This is a genomic window from Nocardia sp. CA-129566 (assembly GCF_050956075.1).
Lineage (GTDB): Bacteria > Actinomycetota > Actinomycetes > Mycobacteriales > Mycobacteriaceae > Nocardia.
The window spans coordinates 6,961,748-6,986,185 of the sequence record NZ_CP192085.1 but is presented as its reverse complement, the minus strand read 5'-3'; the positions used below and the strand labels follow the sequence as shown (position 1 = coordinate 6,986,185).

General features: G+C 65.7%; 23 protein-coding genes. 14 read left to right on the top strand and 9 right to left on the bottom strand.

Translation table 11 applies throughout. The annotated features are described in order from the left end of the window. Positions 1-279 precede the first annotated feature (279 nt). Complete coding sequence (locus tag ACQP0C_RS30770; RefSeq protein WP_433725583.1) at positions 280-1,125, bottom strand: helix-turn-helix domain-containing protein; 846 nt, start codon at positions 1,123-1,125, stop codon at positions 280-282. A gap of 195 nt (positions 1,126-1,320) precedes the next feature. On the opposite strand from ACQP0C_RS30770, the gene ACQP0C_RS30765 reads away from it, so the two are divergent. From ACQP0C_RS30765 to ACQP0C_RS30755, 3 genes are all read left to right on the top strand, one after another. Then, complete coding sequence (locus ACQP0C_RS30765) at positions 1,321-2,067, top strand: NADPH-dependent F420 reductase (RefSeq protein ID WP_433725581.1); 747 nt, start codon at positions 1,321-1,323, stop codon at positions 2,065-2,067. 420 nt (positions 2,068-2,487) lie between these two features. Further along, on the top strand, positions 2,488-3,750 hold the full coding sequence (locus tag ACQP0C_RS30760; RefSeq protein WP_433725579.1) for a cytochrome P450: 1,263 nt from the start codon (positions 2,488-2,490) through the stop codon (positions 3,748-3,750). Between the two features lie 10 nt (positions 3,751-3,760). Next, the gene (locus ACQP0C_RS30755; RefSeq protein ID WP_433725577.1) at positions 3,761-4,981 is read left to right on the top strand and encodes a cytochrome P450 family protein; all 1,221 of its coding nucleotides are present in this window, start codon (positions 3,761-3,763) and stop codon (positions 4,979-4,981) included. 82 nt (positions 4,982-5,063) lie between these two features. Here ACQP0C_RS30755 and ACQP0C_RS30750 read toward each other — a convergent pair whose 3' ends face one another. From ACQP0C_RS30750 to ACQP0C_RS30730, 5 genes are all read right to left on the bottom strand, one after another. After that, positions 5,064-6,050, bottom strand: a complete 987-nt coding sequence (locus ACQP0C_RS30750) for a potassium channel family protein (RefSeq protein WP_433725575.1) — start codon at positions 6,048-6,050, stop codon at positions 5,064-5,066. Between the two features lie 57 nt (positions 6,051-6,107). Beyond that, complete coding sequence (locus ACQP0C_RS30745; protein WP_433725573.1) at positions 6,108-6,866, bottom strand: hypothetical protein; 759 nt, start codon at positions 6,864-6,866, stop codon at positions 6,108-6,110. A gap of 180 nt (positions 6,867-7,046) precedes the next feature. After that, on the bottom strand, positions 7,047-8,726 hold the full coding sequence (gene glpD, locus ACQP0C_RS30740) for a glycerol-3-phosphate dehydrogenase (protein WP_433725571.1): 1,680 nt from the start codon (positions 8,724-8,726) through the stop codon (positions 7,047-7,049). 53 nt (positions 8,727-8,779) lie between these two features. Next, a complete protein-coding gene (gene glpK, locus ACQP0C_RS30735) occupies positions 8,780-10,300 on the bottom strand; it encodes a glycerol kinase GlpK (RefSeq protein WP_433725569.1) in 1,521 nt (506 codons plus the stop codon). A 34-nt stretch (positions 10,301-10,334) separates the two neighbouring features. Continuing rightward, a complete protein-coding gene (locus tag ACQP0C_RS30730) occupies positions 10,335-11,150 on the bottom strand; it encodes an MIP/aquaporin family protein (protein WP_433725567.1) in 816 nt (271 codons plus the stop codon). Between the two features lie 257 nt (positions 11,151-11,407). Here ACQP0C_RS30730 and ACQP0C_RS30725 point away from each other — a divergent pair, with 257 nt between their 5' ends. The 5 genes from ACQP0C_RS30725 to ACQP0C_RS30705 all read left to right on the top strand — a co-directional run bounded on the left by ACQP0C_RS30725 (position 11,408) and on the right by ACQP0C_RS30705 (position 16,374). After that, positions 11,408-12,172: an IclR family transcriptional regulator gene (locus ACQP0C_RS30725; RefSeq protein WP_433725565.1), complete on the top strand. Its 765-nt coding sequence runs from the start codon at positions 11,408-11,410 to the stop codon at positions 12,170-12,172. A gap of 66 nt (positions 12,173-12,238) precedes the next feature. Beyond that, on the top strand, positions 12,239-13,762 hold the full coding sequence (gene glpK, locus ACQP0C_RS30720) for a glycerol kinase GlpK (RefSeq protein ID WP_433725563.1): 1,524 nt from the start codon (positions 12,239-12,241) through the stop codon (positions 13,760-13,762). A 57-nt stretch (positions 13,763-13,819) separates the two neighbouring features. Continuing rightward, a complete protein-coding gene (locus tag ACQP0C_RS30715) occupies positions 13,820-14,056 on the top strand; it encodes a hypothetical protein (RefSeq protein WP_433725561.1) in 237 nt (78 codons plus the stop codon). Between the two features lie 105 nt (positions 14,057-14,161). Then, positions 14,162-15,010: a DUF5995 family protein gene (locus ACQP0C_RS30710; protein ID WP_433734710.1), complete on the top strand. Its 849-nt coding sequence runs from the start codon at positions 14,162-14,164 to the stop codon at positions 15,008-15,010. A 44-nt stretch (positions 15,011-15,054) separates the two neighbouring features. After that, positions 15,055-16,374, top strand: coding sequence for a vWA domain-containing protein (locus ACQP0C_RS30705; RefSeq protein ID WP_433725559.1), 1,320 nt, complete (start codon positions 15,055-15,057; stop codon positions 16,372-16,374). Between the two features lie 48 nt (positions 16,375-16,422). On the opposite strand, the gene ACQP0C_RS30700 is transcribed toward ACQP0C_RS30705, so the two are convergent. Beyond that, positions 16,423-16,698, bottom strand: coding sequence for a hypothetical protein (locus ACQP0C_RS30700; RefSeq protein ID WP_433685834.1), 276 nt, complete (start codon positions 16,696-16,698; stop codon positions 16,423-16,425). A 155-nt stretch (positions 16,699-16,853) separates the two neighbouring features. Here ACQP0C_RS30700 and ACQP0C_RS30695 point away from each other — a divergent pair, with 155 nt between their 5' ends. The 4 genes from ACQP0C_RS30695 to ACQP0C_RS30680 all read left to right on the top strand — a co-directional run bounded on the left by ACQP0C_RS30695 (position 16,854) and on the right by ACQP0C_RS30680 (position 20,838). Next, a complete protein-coding gene (locus ACQP0C_RS30695) occupies positions 16,854-17,150 on the top strand; it encodes a hypothetical protein (protein ID WP_433725557.1) in 297 nt (98 codons plus the stop codon). A 111-nt stretch (positions 17,151-17,261) separates the two neighbouring features. Continuing rightward, positions 17,262-18,665 (top strand): DUF1254 domain-containing protein, encoded by a 1,404-nt coding sequence (locus tag ACQP0C_RS30690; RefSeq protein WP_433725555.1) that lies wholly within the window; start codon positions 17,262-17,264, stop codon positions 18,663-18,665. A 12-nt stretch (positions 18,666-18,677) separates the two neighbouring features. After that, entirely contained in the window at positions 18,678-20,099 is a 1,422-nt protein-coding gene (locus ACQP0C_RS30685) for a DUF1254 domain-containing protein (protein ID WP_433725553.1), read from the top strand. 13 nt (positions 20,100-20,112) lie between these two features. After that, positions 20,113-20,838, top strand: coding sequence for a hypothetical protein (locus tag ACQP0C_RS30680; protein ID WP_433725551.1), 726 nt, complete (start codon positions 20,113-20,115; stop codon positions 20,836-20,838). On the opposite strand, the gene ACQP0C_RS30675 is transcribed toward ACQP0C_RS30680, so the two are convergent. After that, positions 20,839-21,282 (bottom strand): group II truncated hemoglobin, encoded by a 444-nt coding sequence (locus ACQP0C_RS30675; protein WP_433725549.1) that lies wholly within the window; start codon positions 21,280-21,282, stop codon positions 20,839-20,841. A gap of 313 nt (positions 21,283-21,595) precedes the next feature. Here ACQP0C_RS30675 and ACQP0C_RS30670 point away from each other — a divergent pair, with 313 nt between their 5' ends. Then, a complete protein-coding gene (locus tag ACQP0C_RS30670) occupies positions 21,596-22,825 on the top strand; it encodes a cytochrome P450 (protein WP_433725547.1) in 1,230 nt (409 codons plus the stop codon). An 8-nt stretch (positions 22,826-22,833) separates the two neighbouring features. Then, entirely contained in the window at positions 22,834-23,559 is a 726-nt protein-coding gene (locus ACQP0C_RS30665; protein WP_433725545.1) for a TetR/AcrR family transcriptional regulator, read from the top strand. Here the strand turns inward: ACQP0C_RS30665 and ACQP0C_RS30660 are convergent. Beyond that, positions 23,549-24,310 carry an SDR family oxidoreductase gene (locus tag ACQP0C_RS30660; protein WP_433725543.1) on the bottom strand — a complete coding sequence of 254 codons (762 nt, stop codon included), beginning with the start codon at positions 24,308-24,310 and terminating at the stop codon, positions 23,549-23,551. The two genes, ACQP0C_RS30665 and ACQP0C_RS30660, sit on opposite strands and share 11 nt — an antisense overlap. Between the last annotated feature and the right edge of the window lie 128 nt (positions 24,311-24,438).

Here is a 24,438-nt window from a genome sequence, read left to right as displayed (position 1 = left end):
GCTTGCTATGTGGTCGGTGGCTGCCTGTGCAAATCGGTGGTCCTGCATTGTTCCTCGCTCGAGCTGTTCCCAGCCACAGACCACCGGGTGTGAACACCACACTCCCGTAATCGCGGCATTCAGTTCTCACGCGCATCGCATACCGACGCCGGTGTCGGCATGGTTGCTCCGAGGGGGTTGACGATCCCCGACCGGACCCAGGCGCCCGCCCTACGCGGACGGAGCCCCAACTTCGTTCAACTTTCGATCGGCCCATTACCGATCTTGTGTTACAGGTCACTAGATATTCAAGGGGCGATGTGTCCGCAGTCTCCGCAGTGCCTGCTCCGATGCCGACCCCGGCTCTGCCGCGAACAGGTCGAGTCCACAGCATGACGGTGCGTCGGGGAGTGCGATGAGTTCGCCGTGCAGGGTCAGTTCACCCACCAGCGGGTGGTGCAGCACGTACGTCCGGTCGCGGACCTGCGCCACCGGGTGTTGCGCCCACATCCGTGCGAAGTCCGCACTCAGCTCCCGCATCTGGTCTATGTGTGCCGTGAGTGCGGAGTGCCCGCGATGGCGTCCGAGCAGGACGCGCAGATGGGCCACCTGCTCGCGCGCCGTTCGCTCCCAACCGGTGCCGTGTAGTTCACGCTGATGGGGCTCGCAGAAGAGCAGGTGCGAGAGGGTGCGGCGGTCCTCGGGCAGCGCGGCGAACTCGCCGAATACGGCCGCGGCCAGATGATTCCAGCCGATGATCTGGGTGTGGCGACCGACCACGAGTGCCGGTGTCATGACGAATGAGTCCAGCAGATAGCGCAAGCTCGCCGGTACCTCCGCCGAGGCCGTGTCGTGCGCACATGGTGGTGGATGGCGTGCGATCCGCTGCAGATAAGCCGATTCGTCGGTGTCCAGGCGCAGTGCCGCCGCGATGGCGGACAACACCTCGTCCGAAACGCTATCGCTCTTACCCTGTTCCAGACGGGTGTAGTGAGCGATGCTCACACCCGCCAACCGGGCCAGTTCTTCGCGCCGCAGGCCCGCGACCCGGCGCACTCCGCCATAGTCGCGCAACCCGACGTCTTCGGGGCGCAGGCGGGCCCGGCGCGATTTGAGGAACCCACTCAGCTCGGTCCGGTCGTCCACTCGACAACTCTACGTCCGGGTGTGCGGTGGTCAGGTACGGCGATACCACGAAGCCATTGCCGTCGGGGCGAATTGGGTGATCACGCCGTGAGTACGCAGAACTCGGGCCTGGTCGGGCGGGACCCAGCAGTTCCAGGCTGTCAGGCGAGCCAACGGCTCGCATCGCGGCACCTACATCACGGAACGGAGACACCAGTGCCCCACACGCTCGGACTCATCGGCAGCGGAATGATCGGTTCTTCCATTGCGCGCCTGGCCATCTCAGCCGGGCTCGAGGTGGTGCTCAGCAATTCGCGAGGCCCCGAGACCCTCGCTGACCTCGTCGCCGACCTGGGCGGCGGGGCCCGGGCAGCCACACCGGCCGCAGCGGCACGTGCCGCGGACCTAGTGGTAGCGGCCATCCCGCTGACCGCCCACCAACAGCTCCCCACCGAAGCTCTGGCCGGAAAGACGGTCATCGACACCGCGAACTACTACCCCGAACGAGACGGCCACCTGCCCGAACTGGATACGGGCGCACTGACTTCCAGTGCCCTGCTCCAGCGCTACCTCGCGGATGCCCACGTCGTCAAGGCATTCAACAACATCACCCCACACCAACTGCGCTCCCTCGCCCGCCCCGTGGACGCACCGGACCGCAGCGGCCTGCCCATTGCCGCCGACAACGCCGAGGCCAGGGCCGAGGCCATCCGGCTGCTGGACGTCCTCGGTTACGACGCGGTCGATATCGGCACTCTTGCCGTTAGCTGGCGCAGTGAACCGAACACTCCGGTCTACATCCAGCCCTATCTCGGCGACATCCCAGCTATGGACGTCGAAGCATTCCTGCGCTGGACCGGCCGAACCCCCGGCATCGCCGTCCCCGCGACGCGAGTCGCCGAACTCATCGAAAGCGCAGTCCGTCGGCCCGCGGGCGAAGCCAGGCTCCCGAGCGCCGACTGACTCGGTAGCCCGCACCTGACTCCCATGCCGCGATGTGATCAATAGCGCCTCAACATATTTGCCGGTTGCGGCAAGTTCGCGGATGACGCCGGCCGATGCCGCGAGCATTGGTGGCCGATCGAGAGAGACTTTTAGTTGATACTGCTAACGTTGGCGGGTCGTCGAGTTCTGGGCGGCTGGTAGGCGTGGCGGTGATTGCGTGTCGAAATCGCCTGTCCTGCAGCGGCCGTGAGGTGACTCCAGTGACCTGCGTGGCCCGGTCAGGGTTCGGTTCTCGACGCGGACCTCATGGCCGGGGTCACTTATGGTCGGCGTCGCAAGGAGGGCTGAACTGAGTGCCGTGACCGCAGGCTGTGTTATCGCCGCGGTGCTTTCATCGACCCTGGCCCCCTTCCTGATTCAACGTCTGGAGTCCCGTCTTTGACCACGCCACCGTCTGTCCACACCACGGCGACCGGGGTCTGCCCCGTCCTGCAGGGTTCACCCATCGATGGCGGGGAACCGCGAGTGCTGTTGCACACTCCGGAGTTCGCCGCCGATCCGCACCGCGCCTACCGGGACGCGCGCAGTCAGTACGGATCGCTGGTTCCGATGGAGTTGGCGCCCGGGGTGTCGGCCACCCTGGTGGTCGGATATCAGACCGCGCTGCGAATTCTCAACGATCCAGAACACTTTCCGGCCGATCCGCGGCACTGGGAACAGGCGATTCCCGACGACTCGCCGGTCAAGCCGATGATGATGTGGTACCCGAACGCCCTGCGCAATGCCGGTGCGGCGCATGCACGCTATCGGCAGGCATACACCGGAAGTATCGACGGAATCGATCTGCACGCACTGCACTTCACGGTCGAGAAGATCGCCGTGCCGGTGATCAATTCCTTCTGTGCGTCCGGTGCTGCCGACCTGGTCACCCAGTACGCGCTGCCGGTCGTATTCGAGGTGCTCAATCAGATGGTCGGCTGCTCGGCGGAACTGGGGCAGCGGGTCGCGACCGGTATGGCGATGCTCTTCGATACCGTCGAGGCCGCCGCCGGTATGGAGATGCTCAGCGCCGCGCTGATGGAGCTGGTACAGCTGCGGCGGGACGAGCCCGGTGACGATGTCACCTCCAGGATGGCGCATCACTCGTCCAAGCTCGACGACACCGAAATGCTGTGCCAGCTGATCAGCTTCTACGGCGCCGGTATCGAACCGATGCAGAACCTGATCACCAACACCCTGCTGCTGATGCTCACCGACGACCGATTCGGTGGCGATATGCTCGGCGGCAGCCTATCGACCCGCGATGCGCTCGACGAGGTGCTTTTCAACGACCCGCCGATGGCGAACTTCAGCATCACCTACCCGCGCCAGCCGATCCTCATCGACAACACCTGGCTGCCAGCCCATCAGCCGGTTGTCGTCAGCCTATCCGGCTGCAATAACGATCCCGCGATCCGCGGCGGGGATCGCACCGGCAACCGCTCCCATCTGGCGTGGGGTGCCGGACCGCACGCCTGCCCCGCCAAATCCGTTGCCTACCTGGTGGTACAGGACGCCATCGATCAGCTGCTCGACGCGCTCCCCGAAATGCGACTGGCCGTGCCGGCGGACGAATTGACCTGGCGGCCCGGTCCATTCCACCGGGCCTTGGCGGCGCTGCCGGTCGAATTCCCGAAGTCCCCTCTGTTGCCAGTGTTCTAAGGAGATAACGATGGAGCATGAACCAATAGCTCTGGACCTGACCGGCGCCGATATCCAAGGCGAGAACGAGCGGATCAGGGCGCGTGGGCCGGTCGCGCTGGTCGCATTGCCGGGCGGCGTGCCCGCGTGGTCGGTGACCGATGCCGCCGTGCTCAAGAGCCTGCTCGCCGACCCCCGGGTGTCGAAAGACGCTCGACAGCACTGGACTTCGTTCATCAACGGCGAGATCGCCGAGGAGTGGCCGTTGCATCCGTGGGTTGCGGTGGACAATATGTTCACCGCCTACGGTGCCGACCACCGCCGCCTGCGCAGGCTGGTCTCGCCCGCGTTCACCCACCGGCGCACCACCGCACTGCGCCCGCGCATCGAGGCCATCGTCGAGGGGCTGCTCACTGCGCTCGCGGCCACTGCGCAGGGCGAAACCGCGGACCTGCGCGAGGGATTCGCGTATCCGGTGCCGATCGAGATCATTACCGAAATGATGGGCGTGCCGGAACATCTCGGCCCTGGCATGCGCACATGCGTCGACGGGTTCTTCGACACCTCGTTCGGGCCCGAGGAAGCACAGGCCAACTACCTCGAGATGTACCGTCTCGTCAGCGAACTCGTGGCCTACCGGCGCGAGACGCCCGGCGACGATGTGACCAGTGTGCTCATCGCCACCCGCGATGAGGACGACGGTTCGCAGCTGAGCGAGAAGGAACTCGTCGATACGCTGATGCTGGTCATCAATGCCGGGCACGAGACCACGGTCAACCTGCTCGACCAGGCGATCTTCGCACTGCTCACCCATCCGCAGCAGCGCGCGGACCTGGTCGAGGGCCGGGTGCCCTGGTCGGATCTGGTCGAGGAGACCCTGCGCTACCAGGCGCCGGTCGCGCATCTGCCGCTGCGCTATGCCGTCGACGATATCGAGATCGGCGATATCCGAATCCCCAAGGGTGAGGCCATTCTCGCCTCCTACGCCGCCGCGGGCCGCGACCCGAACCTGCACGGCGCCACCGCCGCCGCATTCGACGTGCACCGGGCCAATAAGGAACATCTGTCCTTCGGTCACGGCGCCCACCACTGCATCGGCGCGCCGCTCGCTCGGCTCGAGGCGACCATCGCGCTCCCGGCCATCTTCGAGCGCTTCCCGAATCTGCGCTTGGCCGTCGACCCGTCGGAATTGGCTCCGGTGGGCAGTTTCATCTCCAACGGACACCGCACACTGCCGGTATTCCTGAACTAGTTCCGTCGCCGACGTGGGGTGCCGCCGCACCGGCACCCCACGTCGGCAGCGCGGATCGAGTGCCGCTGTGCCGCAGCGCGAACTACTTGACGCTGAGTTCCCGGGTCGCGTCGAGCTGGGCCGGTGTGCCGAGGACGATCAGAATCGTATTGGCCTGCAGCGTGGTTTCGCCGGTGGGATTCGCGATGAACTGGCCGGTCGCTGTCCTAATGGCCAGCACCAGTGCGCCGGTTGTCTGGCGCAATGCCGAATCCTTCAGGGAACGGCCGACCAACGGCGATTCGGGGACGATCTCGACTTCCTCGATTCGGTAGTCGAGTGTTTCATCGTGCATTACGACGTCGAGGAATTCGGCCACATTGGGTTGCAGAGCGAATGCGGCCATCCGGCGGCCGCCGATCAGCTGCGGGTTCACGGCTCGATTCGCGCCGGCCCGCAGCAGTTTCGATTTCGAACCCTCGGTCCGGGCGCGGGCGATGATGACCAGATCCTGCCGCAGTGCGCGGCTCGACAAGGTCACGTAGACGTTGTCGGCGTCGCTGTCGAGGGCGGCGATCAAGGCTTGGGCGCGGCCGATTCCGGCGGCCCGCAGAGTGCTGTCGTCGGTGACATCGCCCAGCACATTCGGGTATTCGAGATCCGCTAGGCGTGCCGGGTCGCGATCGACGATGACGATCTGCTCACCGAGTCCGCTGAGGTACTGCACGCACGAGCGGCCGACGCGGCCCCAGCCACACACGATGATATGACCGGACATCCGGTCGATCCGGCGGTCCATGCGTCGCCTCTCCATATGTTGGCGCAGATGTCCCTCGATGAGCGCCTCGAGCACGACACCGAACAGATACAGCGCGGTGCCGGCGCCGACCACGATGAGCACCATCGTGAACACCATGCCTGCCGCGTTGAGCGGGTGGACCTCGCGAAAGCCGACGGTGGTTATCGTGGTCACCGTCTGATAGAGCGCATCGAGCAACCCGAAACCGAGCAGGCCATAGCCGATGGTTCCGGCCAGCACTATCAGCAAGAACGCCAAAAGCGCTCGGCCGATGCGTCGTAACGGGCTCACGCGAGGATTGTCCACCCGCGGCAACGCTCATTTCCGGCAATTGCCGCGCAACGCGCGCTATGCGATTGTCGGCTGCTCCTCGGTTGGTATCGGGGAGACCGAGCCCTCGACAACTCCGACGGCAGCGCCGACGGCGGCGCCGACGGCGGCGGCCGGGGCGGCGATCACCGCATAGCCGATGGCCGCGCCGATAATGGGGACGACCACCAGGCCCGCCGGGAGGAATGGGATTCCGGCGATGAAGCCCGCGACCGCGCCGACGGCGGCACTGGTGCTGGCGAGCGGGCTCGCCAGGGTGGAGCCCACCGACGCGCCGATGACCGCGTCACCCACGACAGCACTGGCGATCTGGTCGGAACGACCGCGTTCGACACCTCCCGACTGCAGGGCTTGGGACAGCGAGGATTCGGTGCCCTTGGAAGCGTCATTGATCTGGGCGGCCATTTCGGGCGGCAGAAAGTCCGGGCGATCGACCTGGATTTTGCCGATGCGGATCTGATTGGTGGAGGTAGCGAAGGGCGCCTGCGGGACCTGGTCCGGCACCACGGAGTCCGGGTCGGCCACGGGTGCGGCGGCGTAGTGCAGCGGCAAGGGGGTGAATGCGGCCGGGTCGTCGACCGGAGTTGACAGATCAGGGACGAGCGCCAGGCCGTATGGCGTCTGTGCGAGCGTCGAGGTGCCGAGTGGTTGCGACTCAGCGGTAGCGGATGCCGTGCTGGTCAGGGCGACGGACAGGGGAAGCGCACTGACCAGGATCAGTGCGGCTGTGCGTCGACGTATGGGATGAACCTGAACTGGGGGCTGATGTTGGCCCATGGGTTACCTCATTCCGAACATCGGTTGGCTTACTTACCTACATTCGGAACAGTCCGACTTTCGGATGAATACGAATTACGAGCTTGTGTGCGCTGGCTGATGGGCGGTTGGCGCTGACCGACGCCGAATACGACTCGGCCCTGTGCGGTGGCTACCGCACAGGGCCGATGTCGGTTCGGATCAGGCCACGGCGACCAAGCGGGCCGCATTGGCCGACTCGTCGTCGGCGGCCTTATTGGCCGCCAGTTCCGCCTGGACCCGCTCGCGGTAGCGGGTGATTTCGCGGTCTGTGGTCGCGGCGTCCCAGCCGAGCGGGGCGCCCATGAGATAGGCCACCGCGGGGGCGGCGGTCAGACCGCGGTCCGCGGCTTCGATGGAGATGCGGGTGCGGCGGGTCAGGACATCGTCGAGATGCAGTGCGCCCTCGTGGGTTACTGCGTAGACGACCTCGGCACCGAGGTACTTGTCAGCACCCGGGAGCGGTTCGGCCAACTCCGGTTCGGCGGCGATCAGGTCGAAAATCTCGGAGACGCCCGAACCGTAGCGGCCGAGCAGATGTTCGACGGTCGCGACGGGCAGGCCCGCGCGCTGTGCGACGCTGTGCACATCGGCGGTCAGTTCTTGATAGCCGACGGCGCCGAGCAGCGGCAGATGTTCGGTCACCGACGGGGCGGCGGCCCGGCCGAGGCCCTTGACGGCGGCATCGACCACATCGGCGGCCATCACCCGGTAGGTGGTGTACTTGCCGCCCGCGATCACGAACAGACCCGGAACCGGTTCCGCGACGGCGTGTTCGCGCGACAGCGATGCGGTATCGCTGGACGCGCCCGACAGCAGCGGCCGCAGACCGGCGTAGGTGCCGACAATATCGTTGCGGGTCAACGGCTCTCGCAGCACCGCGTTCATATGGTCGAGGATGTACTGCACATCGGCATCGCTGGCGACGGGATGATTCTTGTCCAGCGCCCAGTCGGTGTCGGTGGTGCCGATGATCCAGTGCCGAGCCCACGGGATCACGAACAGCACACTCTTCTCGGTGCGCATGATCAGGCCGGTATCCAGGTCGAGCCGATCGCGCGGGACCAGAATGTGCACGCCCTTGGACATGCGCACGTGGAACGGGAATTCCATGCCGGTCATCTGGTTCATCTCATCGGTCCAGACACCGGTCGCGCTGATCACCCGGCGGGCGCGCACGGTGTATTCGCGACCGGTCTCCAGATCGGTGACCTGCGCGCCGACGACGCGCTCGCCATCGCGCAGTAGTCCGGTGACCTTGGTGCGGGTGAGCACCGTCGCGCCGTGCTGGGCGGCGGTGCGGGCGATGGTCATGGTGTGACGGGCGTCGTCGACCTGCGCGTCGTAGTAGCGGATCGCGCCGATCATCGCGTCATCACGCAGCGCTGGCGCCAATGCCATTGCGCGTGTATGCGACAGGTGCCGGTGCATGGGCAGTGCCCTGGCTCCGCCGATGGTGTCGTAGAGCGCGACGCCCGCGCCGATGTAGGCGCGCTCCCATACCCGGTGCTGCAGCGGCAGCAGGAACGACACCGGACGCACCAGATGCGGGGCGAGCCGGTGCAGCAGCAGGCTGCGCTCCTTCAATGCCTCACGCACCAGCCAGAAGTCGAGCTGTTCCAGGTAGCGCAGGCCGCCGTGGATGAGCTTGCTCGAGCGGCTCGAGGTGCCCGCGGCGAAGTCCCTGGCCTCAACCATGGTGACCGTCAGGCCGCGCGACGCCGCGTCGAGGGCGGCACCGGCGCCGACCACGCCGCCACCGATAACCAGTACGTCGATTTCATTGTCGCCCAATGCGTTCAGCGCATCGGCGCGATAGTTCGGGTCCAAACGTGCGGACACGATATGTCTCCTTGTCTAAGTCTTCGGGTCCGGGCCGCGATGGTTTTCGAGGGTCATTCGTCCACATCGATCCAGTCGAGGGTGCGCGAGACCGCCTTCTTCCAACGGGCATAACCGCGTTCGCGCTGCTCCGCGGTCGAGGTGGGGGTCCAGCGCTTGTCCTCGTGCCAGTTCTGTACGAGTTCGTCGGTGTCGCTCCAGAATCCGACCGCCAGACCCGCCGCGTAGGCGGCGCCGAGCGCGGTGGTCTCGGCCACCACCGGTCGCGAGACCGGCACATCGAGGAAGTCGGCCTGCAACTGCATGCACAGTTCGTTGGCGGTGACGCCGCCGTCCACGCGCAGGGTGTCCAGACGCACACCGGAATCGGCCTCCATGGCCTCGACGACATCGCGGGTCTGGTAGCAGATCGATTCCAGCGTTGCCCGCGCGAGATGGGCATTGGTGCTGTAGCGGGACAGACCGACGATGACGCCGCGCGCATCCGAACGCCAATACGGTGCGAACAGTCCGGAGAACGCGGGTACGAAGTAGACCCCACCGTTGTCCTCGGCCTGCCGAGCCAACGATTCACTTTGTGCCGCACCGGAAATGACGCCGAGCTGATCGCGCAGCCATTGCACGGCCGAACCGGTGACCGCGATCGAACCCTCCAGCGCATACACCGGTTTGTCGTCGCCGAACTGGTAGGCGACGGTGGTGAGCAGGCCGTGCTGCGAGCGCACGATCTCGGTTCCGGTATTGAGCAGCAGGAAGTTTCCGGTGCCGTAGGTGTTCTTGGCCTCGCCCGGACGGAAACACACCTGACCGACGGTGGCGGCCTGCTGATCACCGAGCACACCCGCCAGCGGCACCTCGCCGCCGAACGGGCCGTCGGCCCTGGTCTTGCCGAACAGTTCCGGATTCGATGAGGGCGCGATGGTCGGCAGCATCGCGCGCGGAATCCCGAACAGCGACAGCAGTTCGTCGTCCCAGTCGCAGGTTTCCAGATCCATCAGCATGGTGCGACTGGCATTGGTCGGATCGGTGACATGCACGCCGCCGTCGATGCCGCCGGTGAGGTTCCACAGCAGCCACGTGTCGGTGGTGCCGAAGATCGCCTCGCCCCGCTCGGCATCGGCCGCGACGCCGGGAACGTTGTCCAGGATCCAGCGCAGTTTGCCGCCGGAGAAATAGGTGGCAGGCGGCAAACCGGCCTTGCGGCGAATGATTTCGCCATGGCCGGCCCGCTCCAGGTCGGCGGCGATCTTATCGGTCCTGGTGTCCTGCCACACAATGGCGTTGCAGTACGGACGTCCGGTCCGGCGATTCCACACCACGGTGGTTTCGCGCTGGTTGGTGACCCCGACCGCGGCCAGATCGCTCGCGACGAGATCGGCCTTGTTGAGCGTGGAGGCGATGACCGAGCGGGTGCGCTCCCAGATCTCGGTCGGATTGTGCTCCACCCAACCCGCGCGCGGGAGGATCTGCTCATGCTCGAGCTGGTGCCGGGCGATCTCGTTGCCGCCATGGTCGAACACCATGAACCGCGTGCTCGTGGTGCCCTGATCGATGGCGCCGACGTACTGGCTCATCGCTGTCCTTTCGAAAAACGTATGGGAAGAAGATTCAGAACAGGAACTGCGCGGCGAGTCCGGCGAGCACGCCGCCAGCCAGCGGGCCGAGTACGGGCACCCAGGCATAGGACCAGTCGGAGGTGCTGCGACGGGACTCGCTGGGGTGTTCGGGCAGCTGTTCGGCATATGCCGCACCCGCCGCGACCGGGATTCGCTCGGACTGCGCTGGCGCGGGCTTGCCGATCGGCAGCAGCGCGTGCGCGATGCGTGGCCCGAGGTCACGGGCCGGGTTGATGGCGTAACCGGTCGGGCCGCCGAGCGAGGCACCGATGCCGACGACCAGCAGTGCCGCGGCGAGCGGACCCAATCCGGTCGGGGTGTGGCCGAACGCGATGATCACCAGAACGAGGACGAAGGTGCCGATCACCTCGGTGGCCAGGTTCCACCGCAGGGCACGGATCGCGGGCCCGGTGGCGAAGACCGCCAGCTTCTTTTCCGCATCGGTCTCGGCGTCGAAGTGCCGTTTATAGGCCAGATAGGCCAGATTCGCGCCGAGGAAGGCGCCGACCATCTGCCCGCCGAGATAGGCGATGGTGTTGCCGACCGAGATGTCGACACCGGGCGCGTACTCGTGCGCACCGCTGAAGAGAATGCCGATGGTGACCGCGGGATTGAGGTGAGCGCCCGATTTATAGGCGACATACACCCCGGCCATGACGCCGAGACCCCATCCCATATTGATCAGCAGCCAGCCGCCGTCGTATCCCTTGGATTTGGTCAGCAACACATTCGCGACCACACCGACACCGAGTAGCAGCAGGATCCCTGTGCCGAGTGCCTCGCTTACGAATACCGAGCCGAAGTTCACCGTTGAGCCTCCGTTTGAAATGCCAGCCGCGGTTGCGGCCACTGGCGCAGACGCTACGACCGCTTTGTCGAACCGGACATAGCTCGCGTTCGACAATGCCGAACGGTTGTGGTGGCCATCGCTAGGTGTCGCCACTACTGTCCAGCGACCATGGAGGTCGCTATGGCGCAGGTCACATCGCATAGCGGATGTGTTGCTCGAGGGTTCGTGTGTATTCGACATTGTCGAACTCGCAGCTTCGGGATAGGTTTCGGCGTATGCCGGGTCCGATCCAATCGATCGAACGAGCGGCGGCCGTCCTGCAGCTGCTCGCTCGGGGTTCCGGCCGCCTCGGGGTCGGTGAGATCGCGGGTGCGCTCGATCTGGCCAAGCCGACCGCGCACGGCATTCTGCGTACGCTGCAGGGTGTCGGATTCGTCGAACAGGATCAGGCCAGCGGCAAGTACCAGCTCGGTGCGGCCGTCTTGCATCTCGGGACCAGCTATCTCGATAACAACGAGCTGCGCTCGCGGGCGATCAACTGGGCCGATGCCTTGGCCGCGCGCACGGGTGAGTCGGTGCGAATCGGCGCGGCGGCGGAAGCAGATGTGGTGGTCGTGCACCATGTCTTCCGCCCGGACAATACCGAGCAGGCGCTCGAGGTCGGGGAACTGCTCCCGCCGCATGCGACCGCGCTCGGCAAGGTGCTGCTCGCTTATGACGCCGAGCTGGCCGCCGCGGTCCGCGCCGGTGAGTTGGCGCGGCTCACCCGGCGCACGATCGTCGACCGGGCGGCGCTCACCCGGGCGCTCGCGGCGGTTCGGCAGGCCGGATGGGCCGGAGAGACCGAGGAGTTCCGGTCCGGCGTCGCCGCTATCGCGGCGCCGATCCGCGCGCACGGCGGGCTGGTGGTCGGCGCCATCGGGATCAGCGGGCGGGTCGACCGGCTCTGTGATCCGCAGCTGCGGCATCGGCCGACGCTGGTCGGCCTGGTGCGCGACGCCGCGTACGCGGTATCGCGCGATCTCGGTGCCGTGCACTGAGTTTCGCTGAACTCGATCCGAATCACGCTCCACCGAACCGAATTTTCATCCGATAGGAAGCAGGCGATGTCGCAACGCTATGTGCTGGCGATCGACCAGGGCACCACCTCGACCAGGTGCATCCTGTTCGATCAGCGTGCCCGCCTGGCCGGTGTCGCCCAGCGCGTACATCAGCAGTACTACCCGCGTCCGGGCTGGGTCGAACAGGACGCGATGGAGATCTGGCGCAATGTCGAGCGGATCGTCCCGCAGGCATTGCGGGATTCGGGTATCGCCGCCGAACAGGTTGTGGCCCTCGGCATCGCCAATCAGCGCGAAACCACGGTGGTCTGGGATCGGCGCACCGGCGTGCCGATCGGGCGAGCGATCGTCTGGCAGGATATGCGCTCCGATGACCTGGTGCGCGAATTCGCCAGTAGGCCGGGGGCGGACCGGATCCGCGAATTGTGCGGTCTGCCGCTTGCGGGTTATTTCGCCGCGCCGCGCCTGCGTTGGCTGCTGGATACCATTCCGGGACTGCGGGATCGGGCCGAGCGCGGCGACGTGCTGTTCGGCACCATGGAGACCTGGCTGATCTGGAATCTGACCGGCGGTGCGGACGCAGGTGTGCATCGCACCGACGTCACCAATGCCAGCCGCACATTGTTGATGAATCTCACCACGCTCGCCTGGGATCGGGAACTACTGGAATTCTTCGGAATTCCCGCCGCGATGCTGCCGACCATTCAGCCCTCGACCGCGTCCTACGGGACGACCAGCCGCGTGGTGCCCGGCATCCGGATCGCCGCCGCGCTCGGCGACCAGCACGCCGCGCTATTCGGCCAAACCTGTTTCGCCCGTGGGGAAACCAAATGCACCTACGGCACCGGCGGCTTTCTGATGATGAATACCGGGCGGGAACTGGTGCAGTCCTCGCACGGTCTGCTCACCACGATCGGCTATCAGATCGAGCCCGAACCGGTGTACGCGCTGGAGGGGCCGATCGCGGTCGCCGGATCGCTGGTGCAGTGGGTGCGCGACAATATCGGCCTGGTGTCGAGTGCGCCCGAAATCGAAACCCTCGCTCGCACAGTCGAAGACAATGGCGGCTGTTATATCGTGCCCGCCTTCTCCGGGCTGTACGCGCCGCATTGGCGCAGCGATGCGCGGGGGCTCGTCATCGGCCTTACTTCCTATATCACCAAGGGTCACCTCGCCCGCGCCGTGCTGGAGGCGACCGCCTGGCAGACCCGCGAAGTCGTCGACGCCATGAACGCCGACTCCGGCCTGCACGCCCGCACCTTGCGCGTCGACGGCGGCATGACCTCCGACAACCTGCTCATGCAGATAGTCGCCGACGTCCTCGACATCCCCGTCATGCGTCCCTTCGTCGCCGAAACCGTCTCCCTCGGAGCCGCTTACGCCGCCGGTCTCGCCGTCGGCTACTGGCCGGATCTGGAAGGTCTGCGCAGCAACTGGCGCCTGGCGGGCCAATGGGTCCCGCATATGGACCCGATCCACCGCGCCGATGAATACGACAACTGGAAGCGCGCGGTAGCCCTCACCTTCGGTTGGGCCCAGTCGAAACGAGCGGCGGGCCCCACTCACTGAATCTCGGGTCTCGGTGCGCCGTCGGGGTCGCATCCGAGTCCGGCCCGGTCGCGATAGGTGGACGCCTTCACCGTCGAGGTCGCTCGCATCGATGTCCGTCGTTTCCGCGACGCCCTGGTCGCGGATCAGCGAGTCCGCGAACACCTTGTCGGCGGATCTGTCACCGAATCCGGCACTCTGGTCTTGGTCGCCGATATCGCCGATATCGACCTGACCCAGCGCTTCGTCACCGCATTGGGCGGCACCTGGGACGCCGCCAGCATCCACTACGGTGACCGCGAGTTCGTCGGATAGCCCGGTCGGCACGCCCCGACGCAGTCGGCGCAAACCTGAATCGCGCTTTAGACTTCGGCGGTGCGAACTTCGGTGCGACCGGCCGTCCTGGGTCTGATCAGTGCGATGCTCGTGATGGCTGTCGGGTCGACCCCGGCGGCCGTCGCGCAAGCGGTCGACCCGGCGGTCTGTGGCACACCGCTCTCACCGGATGAGCTGGACACCATCGCCCGGCTCTCCGACACCGGCACGCTGGCCGGAGATGCGTTGCAGCGGTTGACGATCGCGGTGGCGCGCCATCATGAGATCACCGACATCCTGGTCGCGCACCGGGATCGGCGCGGGCTGTTCCCACTCGGGCTCGACGGTGTCGAGCAGTCGGCGGTGATGCCATTGCAGCGCGATCCCGCCGCCTTTCGGGATCGGGAGTACGCGCATGCGATCAGCCTCGAACTACTGGGGCGATTCCTGAAGAACCTGCACGCGGCCTTTACCGGCGCATCCGTAGAGCCGCACTGGGCGCGGTATTTCGAGCTGGCCCAACGGTGTGACGTATCGCCCGCCCGAGTCGCGATGGCAGGCTACAACGCGCATTTGACCGTGGATCTCGCGTATTCGGTGGCGTCGGTGGGCAGTAAGCCCGACAACGCGCCCGACTACTTCAAGATCGTCGATGCCATCGCGTCATCCGGTCAGGTGATCGTCGATCGGACCAAGGAGATCTACAACGGGGATCTCGGTCCGCTGTGGCGGTTCTATTTCGTCGGTGAGGGCCTGGACCTGCTGCTCGGTGCGGGGGTCGCGACCGGTCCGCTGCTGCGGGCCGCGGATCTCGGGTACAACGTGGTGATCTACGGCAACGGGCTGGCGCTGGAGGATCCCGGACTGCACGATGCGACCGCGGCGGAAATCGGGCTGCTCAGCGATTCCGTCGATGCCGCACTGGATGTGTTGACGCTGCTCAGAGGTTTGTGAGACACCTAGGCTGTACGGCACTGGTGGCAGGGCAAGGAGTCGCGGTGGGCACATCACTGGTCAAGGGACAGAACGGCCCGCTTGCGGTGTCGAATGTCGTTGTCTCGGTGCGATCGGCGGCAGCGGTCGATGTTTCGGCGCTATTGGTCAACGATGCGGGCCGGGTACGTACCGATGCCGACTTCGTCTTCTTCAACCAACCGTGTGCGCCGGGTGTCGAGTTGCGGTCGGGAACGCCTGCGGCGCTGGTCGTTTCCATGGCCGAGGTAGCGGCGGAAATCGATCGAATTCGGGTCGTCATCACGCTGGACGATGTCACGGCAACTTTCGGGCAATTCGCACCACCGGTTGCCACCATCGCCGCCGGATCCGGAAACATCCTGTACGAGTACGTGATCGATGGACTCGGCACCGAATCGGTCCTCATCGCAGTGGAACTCTATCGGCGTAATTCCGACTGGAAGATCCGCGCGGTCGGGCAGGGCTATGCGGGTGGGTTCGCCGCGCTGGTCACCGATCACGGGGTGAGCGTCGACGATGAACCCGCGCCGGTCGCATCCACAGCCGTTGCGCCGTCGGGATTTCCAGCGCCTCCTGCCCCGCTCGCGCCTCCCACACCTACGGCCACTACCCCCGAGGTCCGCACCGTACCCGGCGAGGCCGCACTCTCCTTCGACAAGCGCGCCACCCTCGACCTGCGCAAACGCGAAGTCGCCAAGGTCCTGATCACCAAGAACGCCTTCGGGATTCGTGCCCGAGTCGTTCTGGTCATCGATAAGACCCTCAGCATGAGCAGGCAATACAGCAGACAGGTCGTGCACCGCGTCGTGCAGCGGATGATCCCGGTGGCGACCCAACTCGACGAGGACGGCACTCTGGAGGCCTACCTCTACGCCCTGTCCTTCGTGAAACTGCCCGATATCACCGTCGAACACGGCGACGCATGGGCCCAGACCTTCCTGCACCTCACCGGCATCCACCAGGGCATCGACTACGCCCGAATCGGCGGCCGCAATGACGAACTGCCGATCATGGGCGACATCATCGCCTCACTGCGCCCTGGTGGCACCCCGACCCTGGTGCTGTTCTTCACCGACGGCGGCTTCGCCAAGAAACGCGAAATCACCGCACTCATGCGCGATGCGTCTCGGCTGCCCGCCTTCTGGCAGTTCGTCGGCCTCGGCAGGGCCAACTACGGCCTGCTGCGGACCCTCGACGAAATGTCGGATCGTGTCGTGGACAATGCGGGCTTCTTCGCCCTCGACGACATCGACCAGGTGGACGACGCACAGCTCTACGCCCGCTTGCTCGGTGAGTTCCCGGACTGGCTGCGCGCCGCAACTCGGGCGGGCATCATCGGCTGAGCCCTTCGGCGTACCGAAAGACGCTCGCGCGCAACTGTCGACGCGTGCTCAGCCGATAACGGCGTTCATGATGGTGCCGGCGCTGGTGGCGACCACGCCGCCGATCATGGCTCCGGCCACCATCTTCGGCGATTCGAGCCCGCCGCCGGTCCATTTCTCCCAGGCGAAGCGGCCACCGGCGTAGATGATGGCGGTGATGCCAGCGAGCAGCACGAACCAGGTCAGATAGCGGACCATCTGGAGGAACTTGTCGGACACCGGTGGGGCCTCGGGGGTGGGATTGCCGATCTGCGCCCAAGTGTCGTAAACGGTGGCCAGGATCATTTCGGATTGCTCATTCTGGATGCGGGACAAGGGTGTAATTCGCTCACCGAGGATGGTATCGGTTTCTCGGCGACCGCGCAGTCACGTCTTTCCGACCTTGCCAGACCACATCACGATGGGATGATGGAAAGTGCGTGATGGTCGAGGAGTACACGATGAGCATCATCCTGATGTCGATCGGCGACGCCTGTGCCACGCTCGCGCAGATCCAGAATCCCTCGCCGCAAGCTCCGCCCCTTTCGGACAAGGTGCTGCAGCTGGTGCGCTATCTGACCTGGTTCGCCGTGCTGTCCGGAATAGTGAGCATCATCTATGCCGGTGGCCGCTTCGCCTGGGAGAAATGGACCGGCGGCGCGTTGGAATCGCCGAAGATGGTGGCGGGAGCCATGATCGGCGGTGTGGTCGCCACCAGCGCGGGCACCATCATGAATTCGATTCTCGGCACCGGCTGATCGCGGCACGGCGCTGGACCGCCGCCTGCCCGATATATGGCAAATCTGTGGCTATACTCCGGCTGATCTCTCGAAGTTGTCCGACCTGATCGGGAAAGTAGGGAGAAGGCCATGACCCAGGTGTCGCGGCGATCTGTGCTGCTGGCCGGTGCCGTCGCGGGCACGGGCCTGGCCGCGTGCGGCAAATCGACCGATTCCGGGGGTGGCGGCGGCTCCGATGATGCGTCGCCGGCCGCTTCGCGTTCGATCGCGACCGCCGCCTATATCTTCGGCTATCCACTGATGCTCATCGATGCCACGCTGCAGACGAATACCGCGGCCGTGCCTGCGAATCGAATCGCCGCCTTCGGCTCGATCGATCCGACGATGAACTCGGTGGTCATGCCGAATGTCGACACCCTTTATGCGTCAGCCTGGCTCGATCTGCGTGCCGAACCGGTGGTGCTACAGGTTCCGGAGATGGACGGCGACCGGTACTGGCTGATGCAGATCATGGACGCCTGGACCAATACGACACACAATCCGAGCAGTGTGGCACCCCAGGCGAAGAATGGGCATACCGCGCCGTACACCTATGTGATCACCGGCCCCGATTGGTCGGGCCCGCTCCCGGACGACCTGACTCCGCTGGCGATGCCCACCGCGACCGCATGGTTGATCGGTCGCATCGAACTGCGCGATCAGGCCGATCTCGCCGCCGCCGAGAGATTGCAGCATCAGGTGTTCATGGCGCCGCTGAGCGCCTGGCAGCGCGGTGAACGACCGATCCCGGAGATCGATCCGAATATGGTGGCCCCGATCTCGGCGCCGCAGCAGGTCGCGCGGATGGACGGACGCGCCTTCTTCGATCGGCTCTGCGAACTGATGCGCACCAATCCGCCAGCTGCCGCCGATATCCCTGCCCTGCGGCGCTTTTCGACGATCGGCATCCGGCCCGGCGGCTCGCTGGACGGTACTGCGGCCGCGGATCTCGATGCCGCCGTCGCGGCGGGCCAATTGCAGATTCCGGACTACGCCAATCCCGAGGCCAGACATGAGAACGGTTGGGATATCGCGACCAACCTCGGTACCTATGGCACCGACTACGCGTTGCGCGCCTCCACCGCGTGGACCGCGCTCGGCGCGAATCTGCCCAAGGATGTCGTCTATCCGGAGATCAGCGCGAATGCGGGGGAGCAGGGCGCGCCGCGTCGGTACCGGCTGCACTTCGCCGCCGGGCAGACCCCGCCCGCGCGCGCCTTCTGGTCGCTGACCGCCTATACCGCGCAGCGCTTTCTGGTGCCGAATGCGGCGGGCATCTTCTCGGTCGGCCACCAGCGTCCGGTCGTCACGCTGCCCGACGGTGCGCTGGAACTGGCCATCCAGGCCGAGGATCCGGGAGATGAAGTGCCACATGGCAATTGGCTGCCGATTCCGGACTCAGGGACGTTTCGGCTCGCGCTGCGCCTCTATGTTCCCGAGGGCCGAGCGCTCGACGGCGGCTGGAAACCACCGAGTTTGACCCGAGTCGGATGACCGAGGAGAGCCATGGATAACTGCGGTGCCATCCTTGCCCCGGCGCAGATCTCGCGTCGGACGGTCCTCGGGCTCGCCGCCGGTATCGGACTGGCCGCCTGCGGGAAATCCTCGGACAAGTCCGAGTCGACCTCGCCGGCCTCCGGCGATGTCGAGGCCATCGCCAAGGACGCCTATGTCTTCGGCTATCCGCTGGTGGTGATGGACGTCACTCGGGCTGCGGCCGAAGCGATCGCCCCGGTCAATACCTTCCAGCACGCCACCGCGCTGCCGACACCGGAGCGCCGCGATGTGGTGCGACACAACCTGGATACCCTGTATTCGACGGCGTGGCTGGATGTTTCGGCGGAGCCGATGGTATTGCAGGTGCCCGCGATCGATCCGGGCCGCTACTGGCTGATGCAGGTGCTCGATGCCTGGTCGAATACCGTGCACGATCCGAGTAGTGTTCGGCCGCAGGTGACCTCGGGTGGCCCACCCTTCACCTATCTCCTCACCGGTCCGAAGTGGTTGGGCACGGTGCCCGATGCCATGATCGAGCTGTCGGTGCCGACACCGACAGCGTGGTTGCTCGGGCGGATTCAGGTCAACGGTTCCGATGACATCGCTGCCGTTACGGCACTACAGCAACAGCTGAGACTGGTGCCGCTCAGCGCATGGGCCTCAAGCAAGGACACGCCGTCGCGCTCGACCCCGACCCCGACGGGCCCCACAGTGGTCCCGCCGCCGAAGCAGGTGCTCGATATGGACGCGGCGACATTCTTCACCCGAATGTGCGCCGTCATGGCGGTGAATCCGCCACGTTCGGAGGATGAACCGGCGCTGCAACGCTTCGCCGCCATCGGCATTCGGCCGGGCGGCAGCGTCCACGGCATCTCGAACGATCAGCTGACCGCGGCGGCCGATGCGGCGAAGAAGGAGATTCCGGCCTACACCGACCCGACCATGGTGAACGAGAACGGATGGCGCTTCAATCCCGGAGTCGGCACCTACGGCACCGACTATCTGCTGCGGGCCAATATCGCGTGGGTCGGCTTGGGGGCCAACCTGTCGCGGGACGCGATCTACCCGGGCATGCTCGGCAAGGCCGACCGCAATGGCACGCCCACCAAATTTCGGCTGCACTTCCCACCGGGACAACTCCCACCGGTCGATGCGTTCTGGTCGCTGACCGCCTACGACGCCGACGGTTACCTGGTACCGAATGCGGCGAATATCTACGCGATCGGACATCGGGCTCCGGTGGTGGCCAATTCGGACGGTTCGGTCGATCTCGCTGTGCAGTATGAGGATCCGGGTGCCAGCGTGCCCACGGGCAACTGGCTGCCCATTCCGGCAGCGGGCCAGTTCTCGCTCGTCATGCGGCTCTATGCGCCGAGAGATGCTGCCATCAGCGCGCATTGGCGGCCGCCGGTGCTGACGGTCGCGGCGTAGGAGGCCAGACATCATGGGCCGCTTGGTTTTCCCGATTTCGGTCGCCGCCGTTGCGGTGCTGGTATTCGCCGCGCCGAGTGCTGTGGCGGATGCGATAGGTGATGAGACTTTGGGCGTGCCGCCGCGCACGTCATTCTCGTTCCGTTCGGTGGTTCCGGGTATCGAGTGGGGCACTGCGAACGAATACGAATCGCGCACGGGATTGTCGCTGGTCAAGCTCTATATGGTCGACTACGCGCTGCACCACGGCGACGGCAGCGTGGCGGATCTGGCATTGGCCGAGCGGATGATCCGCTACTCCGACGACTCGGCGGCCGATGCCATGGGCGCCAAGTATCCGCAGGCGATCGACGCCATCGCCGCGGAGTACCACTTGACCGGCACCAAATCGGGTGCCGTCTGGGGTATGTCGTACACCAGCACCGCCGATGTGGCCAGCTTCCTGGCGGCCAAACAGCGCACCGAACCCGGCTCCCCGATCTTCGATTGGATGGCCGCGGCGGGCGAGCAGGCCACCGACGGCACCTCCCAGGATTGGGGGACCGCGCGGCTGCCGGGGGTCATGGGCAGCAAATGGGGCTGGTCCGATAGCGGGCCGCTCGAGGTGGCCTCGGCGTCGTTCGGCGCGGGTTTCGCCGTCGCGGCCCATACCCGCGGCACACCCCAGGACCAGACGGCCGATCTCGAGGCGGTCGTGCCGCGGCTGCTACAGGATCTGCTCGCGCGCGTGTTCCGGTAGTCAGTCCTCGCCGTCCCAGGTCCAGTGCGGCACCGCGCGGATCGGGTGCAGTTCGTCATCGGATTTGGCGTGCGAATTCTGTTGTGCCACCTGCGCGCCGAACTCGGCATGTTCGCGCACCGCGTCCCGGAAGGCCGGATCATCGAGCAGGCCCGCCTCTTCGAACGCTGCCACGTACAGCTGGGCGAATCGGTCGCGTTGTTCGTCGGTGATCTCGAGGCCGCGATGCACGGCGATGATGTAGTCGAAGCCGAGGTCGCGGGTGAAACGGTCCGGCCCACCGAAGGATTCGGCGGTGAACCAGGTGAGGTGGTCGACGTGGGTCGGGCGGCGTTCGGTGAACTGGGTTTTCAGCACCGGATCGGCCAGCACCTTGTCGTAGAAGGCTGCTTCGACGCGATGCAATGGCTCGTCGCCACCGGCGTGCTCGTACAGGCTGGGCATGGGGACCTCCGAACAGGGAGTCGAACCGGTCGAGTCCCATTACAGGCCGTCCTCGGCGGCGCGTCCACCGTTTCGCGATAAGCGATCAAAGAGAGGGCTATAGCCGATTGCTATTTATATGTCGCGTGAATGGGTAGCAACCGCAGATTCAGTTAACAGGTTTTACTAAACACTGTTCACAAGGCCTGGTTGTGTGGTTCTATCTCCCCAGGAACCTGTTCCACACAGTTTTTGCCCGCCCCGCCGGCTCCGCCGGCTGCCATCCCGAGCGTTGTGAGGTCTGCACTCCACGTCAGACCGGTAGGAGATAGCCGTGACCACGCCAGCGATTCCCGCAGGATTCGACTTCACCGACCCCGATCTGCTCGCCACCCGCCTGCCCATCCGCGAATTCGCCGAGTTGCGTCGGACCGCGCCGGTCTGGTGGTGTGCGCAGTCGGGGCGGGCCAGCGGCTTCGACGACGGCGGCTACTGGGTGGTGTCCAAGCTCGACCACATCAAGGAGATCTCGAAGAATCCGGAGGTGTTCTCCTCGCACGAGAACACCGCGATCATCCGGTTCAACGAGGAAACCACCCGTGAGCAGATCGACATGCTCGGAAATATGCTGCTGCTGAACCAGGATCCGCCGCAGCACACCAAGACCCGCCGCATCATCTCTAAGGGCTTCACCCCGCGTGCGGTGGAGAGCCTGCGCGCGGCGCTCACCGAACGCGCGGCCCGAATTGTGCACGAGGCCAAACGGACCGGCCGCGGCGACTTCGTCGAACAGGTCGCCTGCGAACTGCCGCTACAGGCCATCGCGGAGCTCATCGGCGTGCCACAGGACGATCGCAAGAAGCTGTTCGACTGGACCAACCAGATGATCTCCTACGACGATCCGGAATTCGACGGCAACCACCACGCCGCGACCGCCGAAGTCATGGGCTACGCCTGGAATATGGCCGAGGAACGGCGCAAATGCCCGGCCGATGACATCGTCACCCAGCTGATCAACGCCGATATCAACGGCGAGAATCTGGGTTCGGACGAATTCGCGTTCTTCGTGATCCTGCTGTCGGTCGCGGGCAACGAGACCACCCGCAATTCGATCACCCACGGCATGAAGGCCTTCGTCGACAACCCCGAGCAGTGGGAGCTGTACAAACAACAGCGTCCGCGCACCGCGCCCGACGAGATCGTGCGCTGGGCCACCCCGGTGACCGCATTCCAGCGCACCGCCACCCAGGACACCGAAATCGGCGGGCAGCCGATCGAGCAGGGGCAGCGGGTCGGCCTGTTCTACAGCTCGGCCAATTTCGACGAGGACGGCTTCGAGGATCCGTTCACCTTCAATGTGCTGCGCAACCCCAACCCGCACGTCGGATTCGGCGGCACCGGCACGCATTACTGCGTCGGCGCCAATCTGGCCCGGCTGCAGATCGATCTGATGTTCAACGCCATTGCCGATGTCATGCCGAACCTGCGGCAGGTCTCCGATCCGGTGCGGCTGCGCTCGGGTTGGTTGAACGGGATCAAGCGCTGGGAAGTCGAATACGCTTGAATCCCCTTATGCACAGCTCGAAGCCGCGGGGGCGGGCGCCGGTGGTATCGGATGCGGATATCCGTCGGGTGGCCCGCGCCCTGCTGGTCGACCATGGCCCCGACGCGGTCACGCTGCGGGCCATCGCGCGCGAGCTCGGCATTACCGCGCCCGCGCTGTACCGGTATTACAACTCCCACGAGGACCTGCTGGAGAGCCTGCGCCTGGAGTTCTGTGCCGACCTTGCGTCCGAGCTGTCCGAGCAGATCGCGACGCTGCCCGATGACGGTGCGGTGCAGTTCTTCGCCATCTGCAAGGGTTTCCGGCGCTGGGCGCTGGCGCACACCAGGGAATTCACCCTGGTGTTCGCCTCGCCCGGAGCGGGCCGCGCGCGCATGCTGCGGCGGTTCAATGAGCCGTTCGGGCGGATCTTTCTGGCTGCGACCGGTCGGCTGCTGGCCACCTACGATGTCGTGACGCCGCCGACCGATGTGATTCCGGCCGAGCTGCGCGATGATCTGGTGCTGTTCCAAACCGAGCTGCTGGCAGCGCTTTCGGAGTCCGGGCAGAAATTTCCCGCCGAAAAACTCGATCTCGGCGTGACGTATCTGATGATCCAGATCTGGGCCCGGCTCTACGGGCACGTCACGCTCGAGGTCTTCGGGAACTATCCGATTCCGCTGTCGAATCCGGAGATTCTGTTCGATGCGATGCTGGCGGATCTGGGGCGGACCGCCGGATTGATCAGCGAGTGAGCCGGGACAGCCATTCGGCGTAGCCGATGCCGATCGCCTCGCCGTGCTCGTCGAGACAGAGGGCGCCGGAACGCAGCGCCCGCCCGATCCGGCCCGGGATGGGCACCGGCAGCGGAAACAGCGTGCGGCCGATGTGGTTTCGGTAGATATCGACCAGCTCGGTGATGGTGTGTACGGACGGCCCGGCGATATCGGGGATGCGTCCGGCCGGTCCGTTGTCCACCGCGTCGGCCAGCCGGGTCGCGACGGCGCTGACATCGATCGGCTGCACCTTCGCCGTCGTGTGCGGGGCGATCCGCCACCGTGCTGGCAGCGCCAAGATTTCGGTGACGAGCTCATGGAATTGGCTGGCGCGCAACAGCGTCCACGGAATCTCGCCCGTGGTGATCACCTGTTCCTGGGCCACCTTCGCCTGGTAGTAGGCAATGGGCACCTGATCGCAGCCGACAATGGAGATCTCGACGTGGTGGCCGATGCCCGTCTGCCGCTCGGCCTCGAGTAGCCGACGCACGCCGTCCACCATGACCGATCGGGTCCGGCGGCGGGCGCTCACCGCGTCGACGACGGTATCGCAGCCGTCCAATGCGGATTCCAGTCCGGATCCGGTGGCGAGATCGGCGGCCCGGTGCTCCGTCACGCCAGCTGCCGGTGCGGTCCGGCTCACCACCCGAACCTCATGTCCGCGGGTGCTGAGCTCCCGCACCACGGCGGTCCCCAACACCCCGGTTCCGCCGACTACCGCAACCCGCATGATCGCACTCCCTCCAAACGGCCTTGTTCGGTATGTCGCACGCTACGGCGACACGGTACGCGGCTCAACGTGCTTCATCGCATATGCCTGATTCGCCACACCGGTGTTCCGGTGCGCGCATGCGTGCG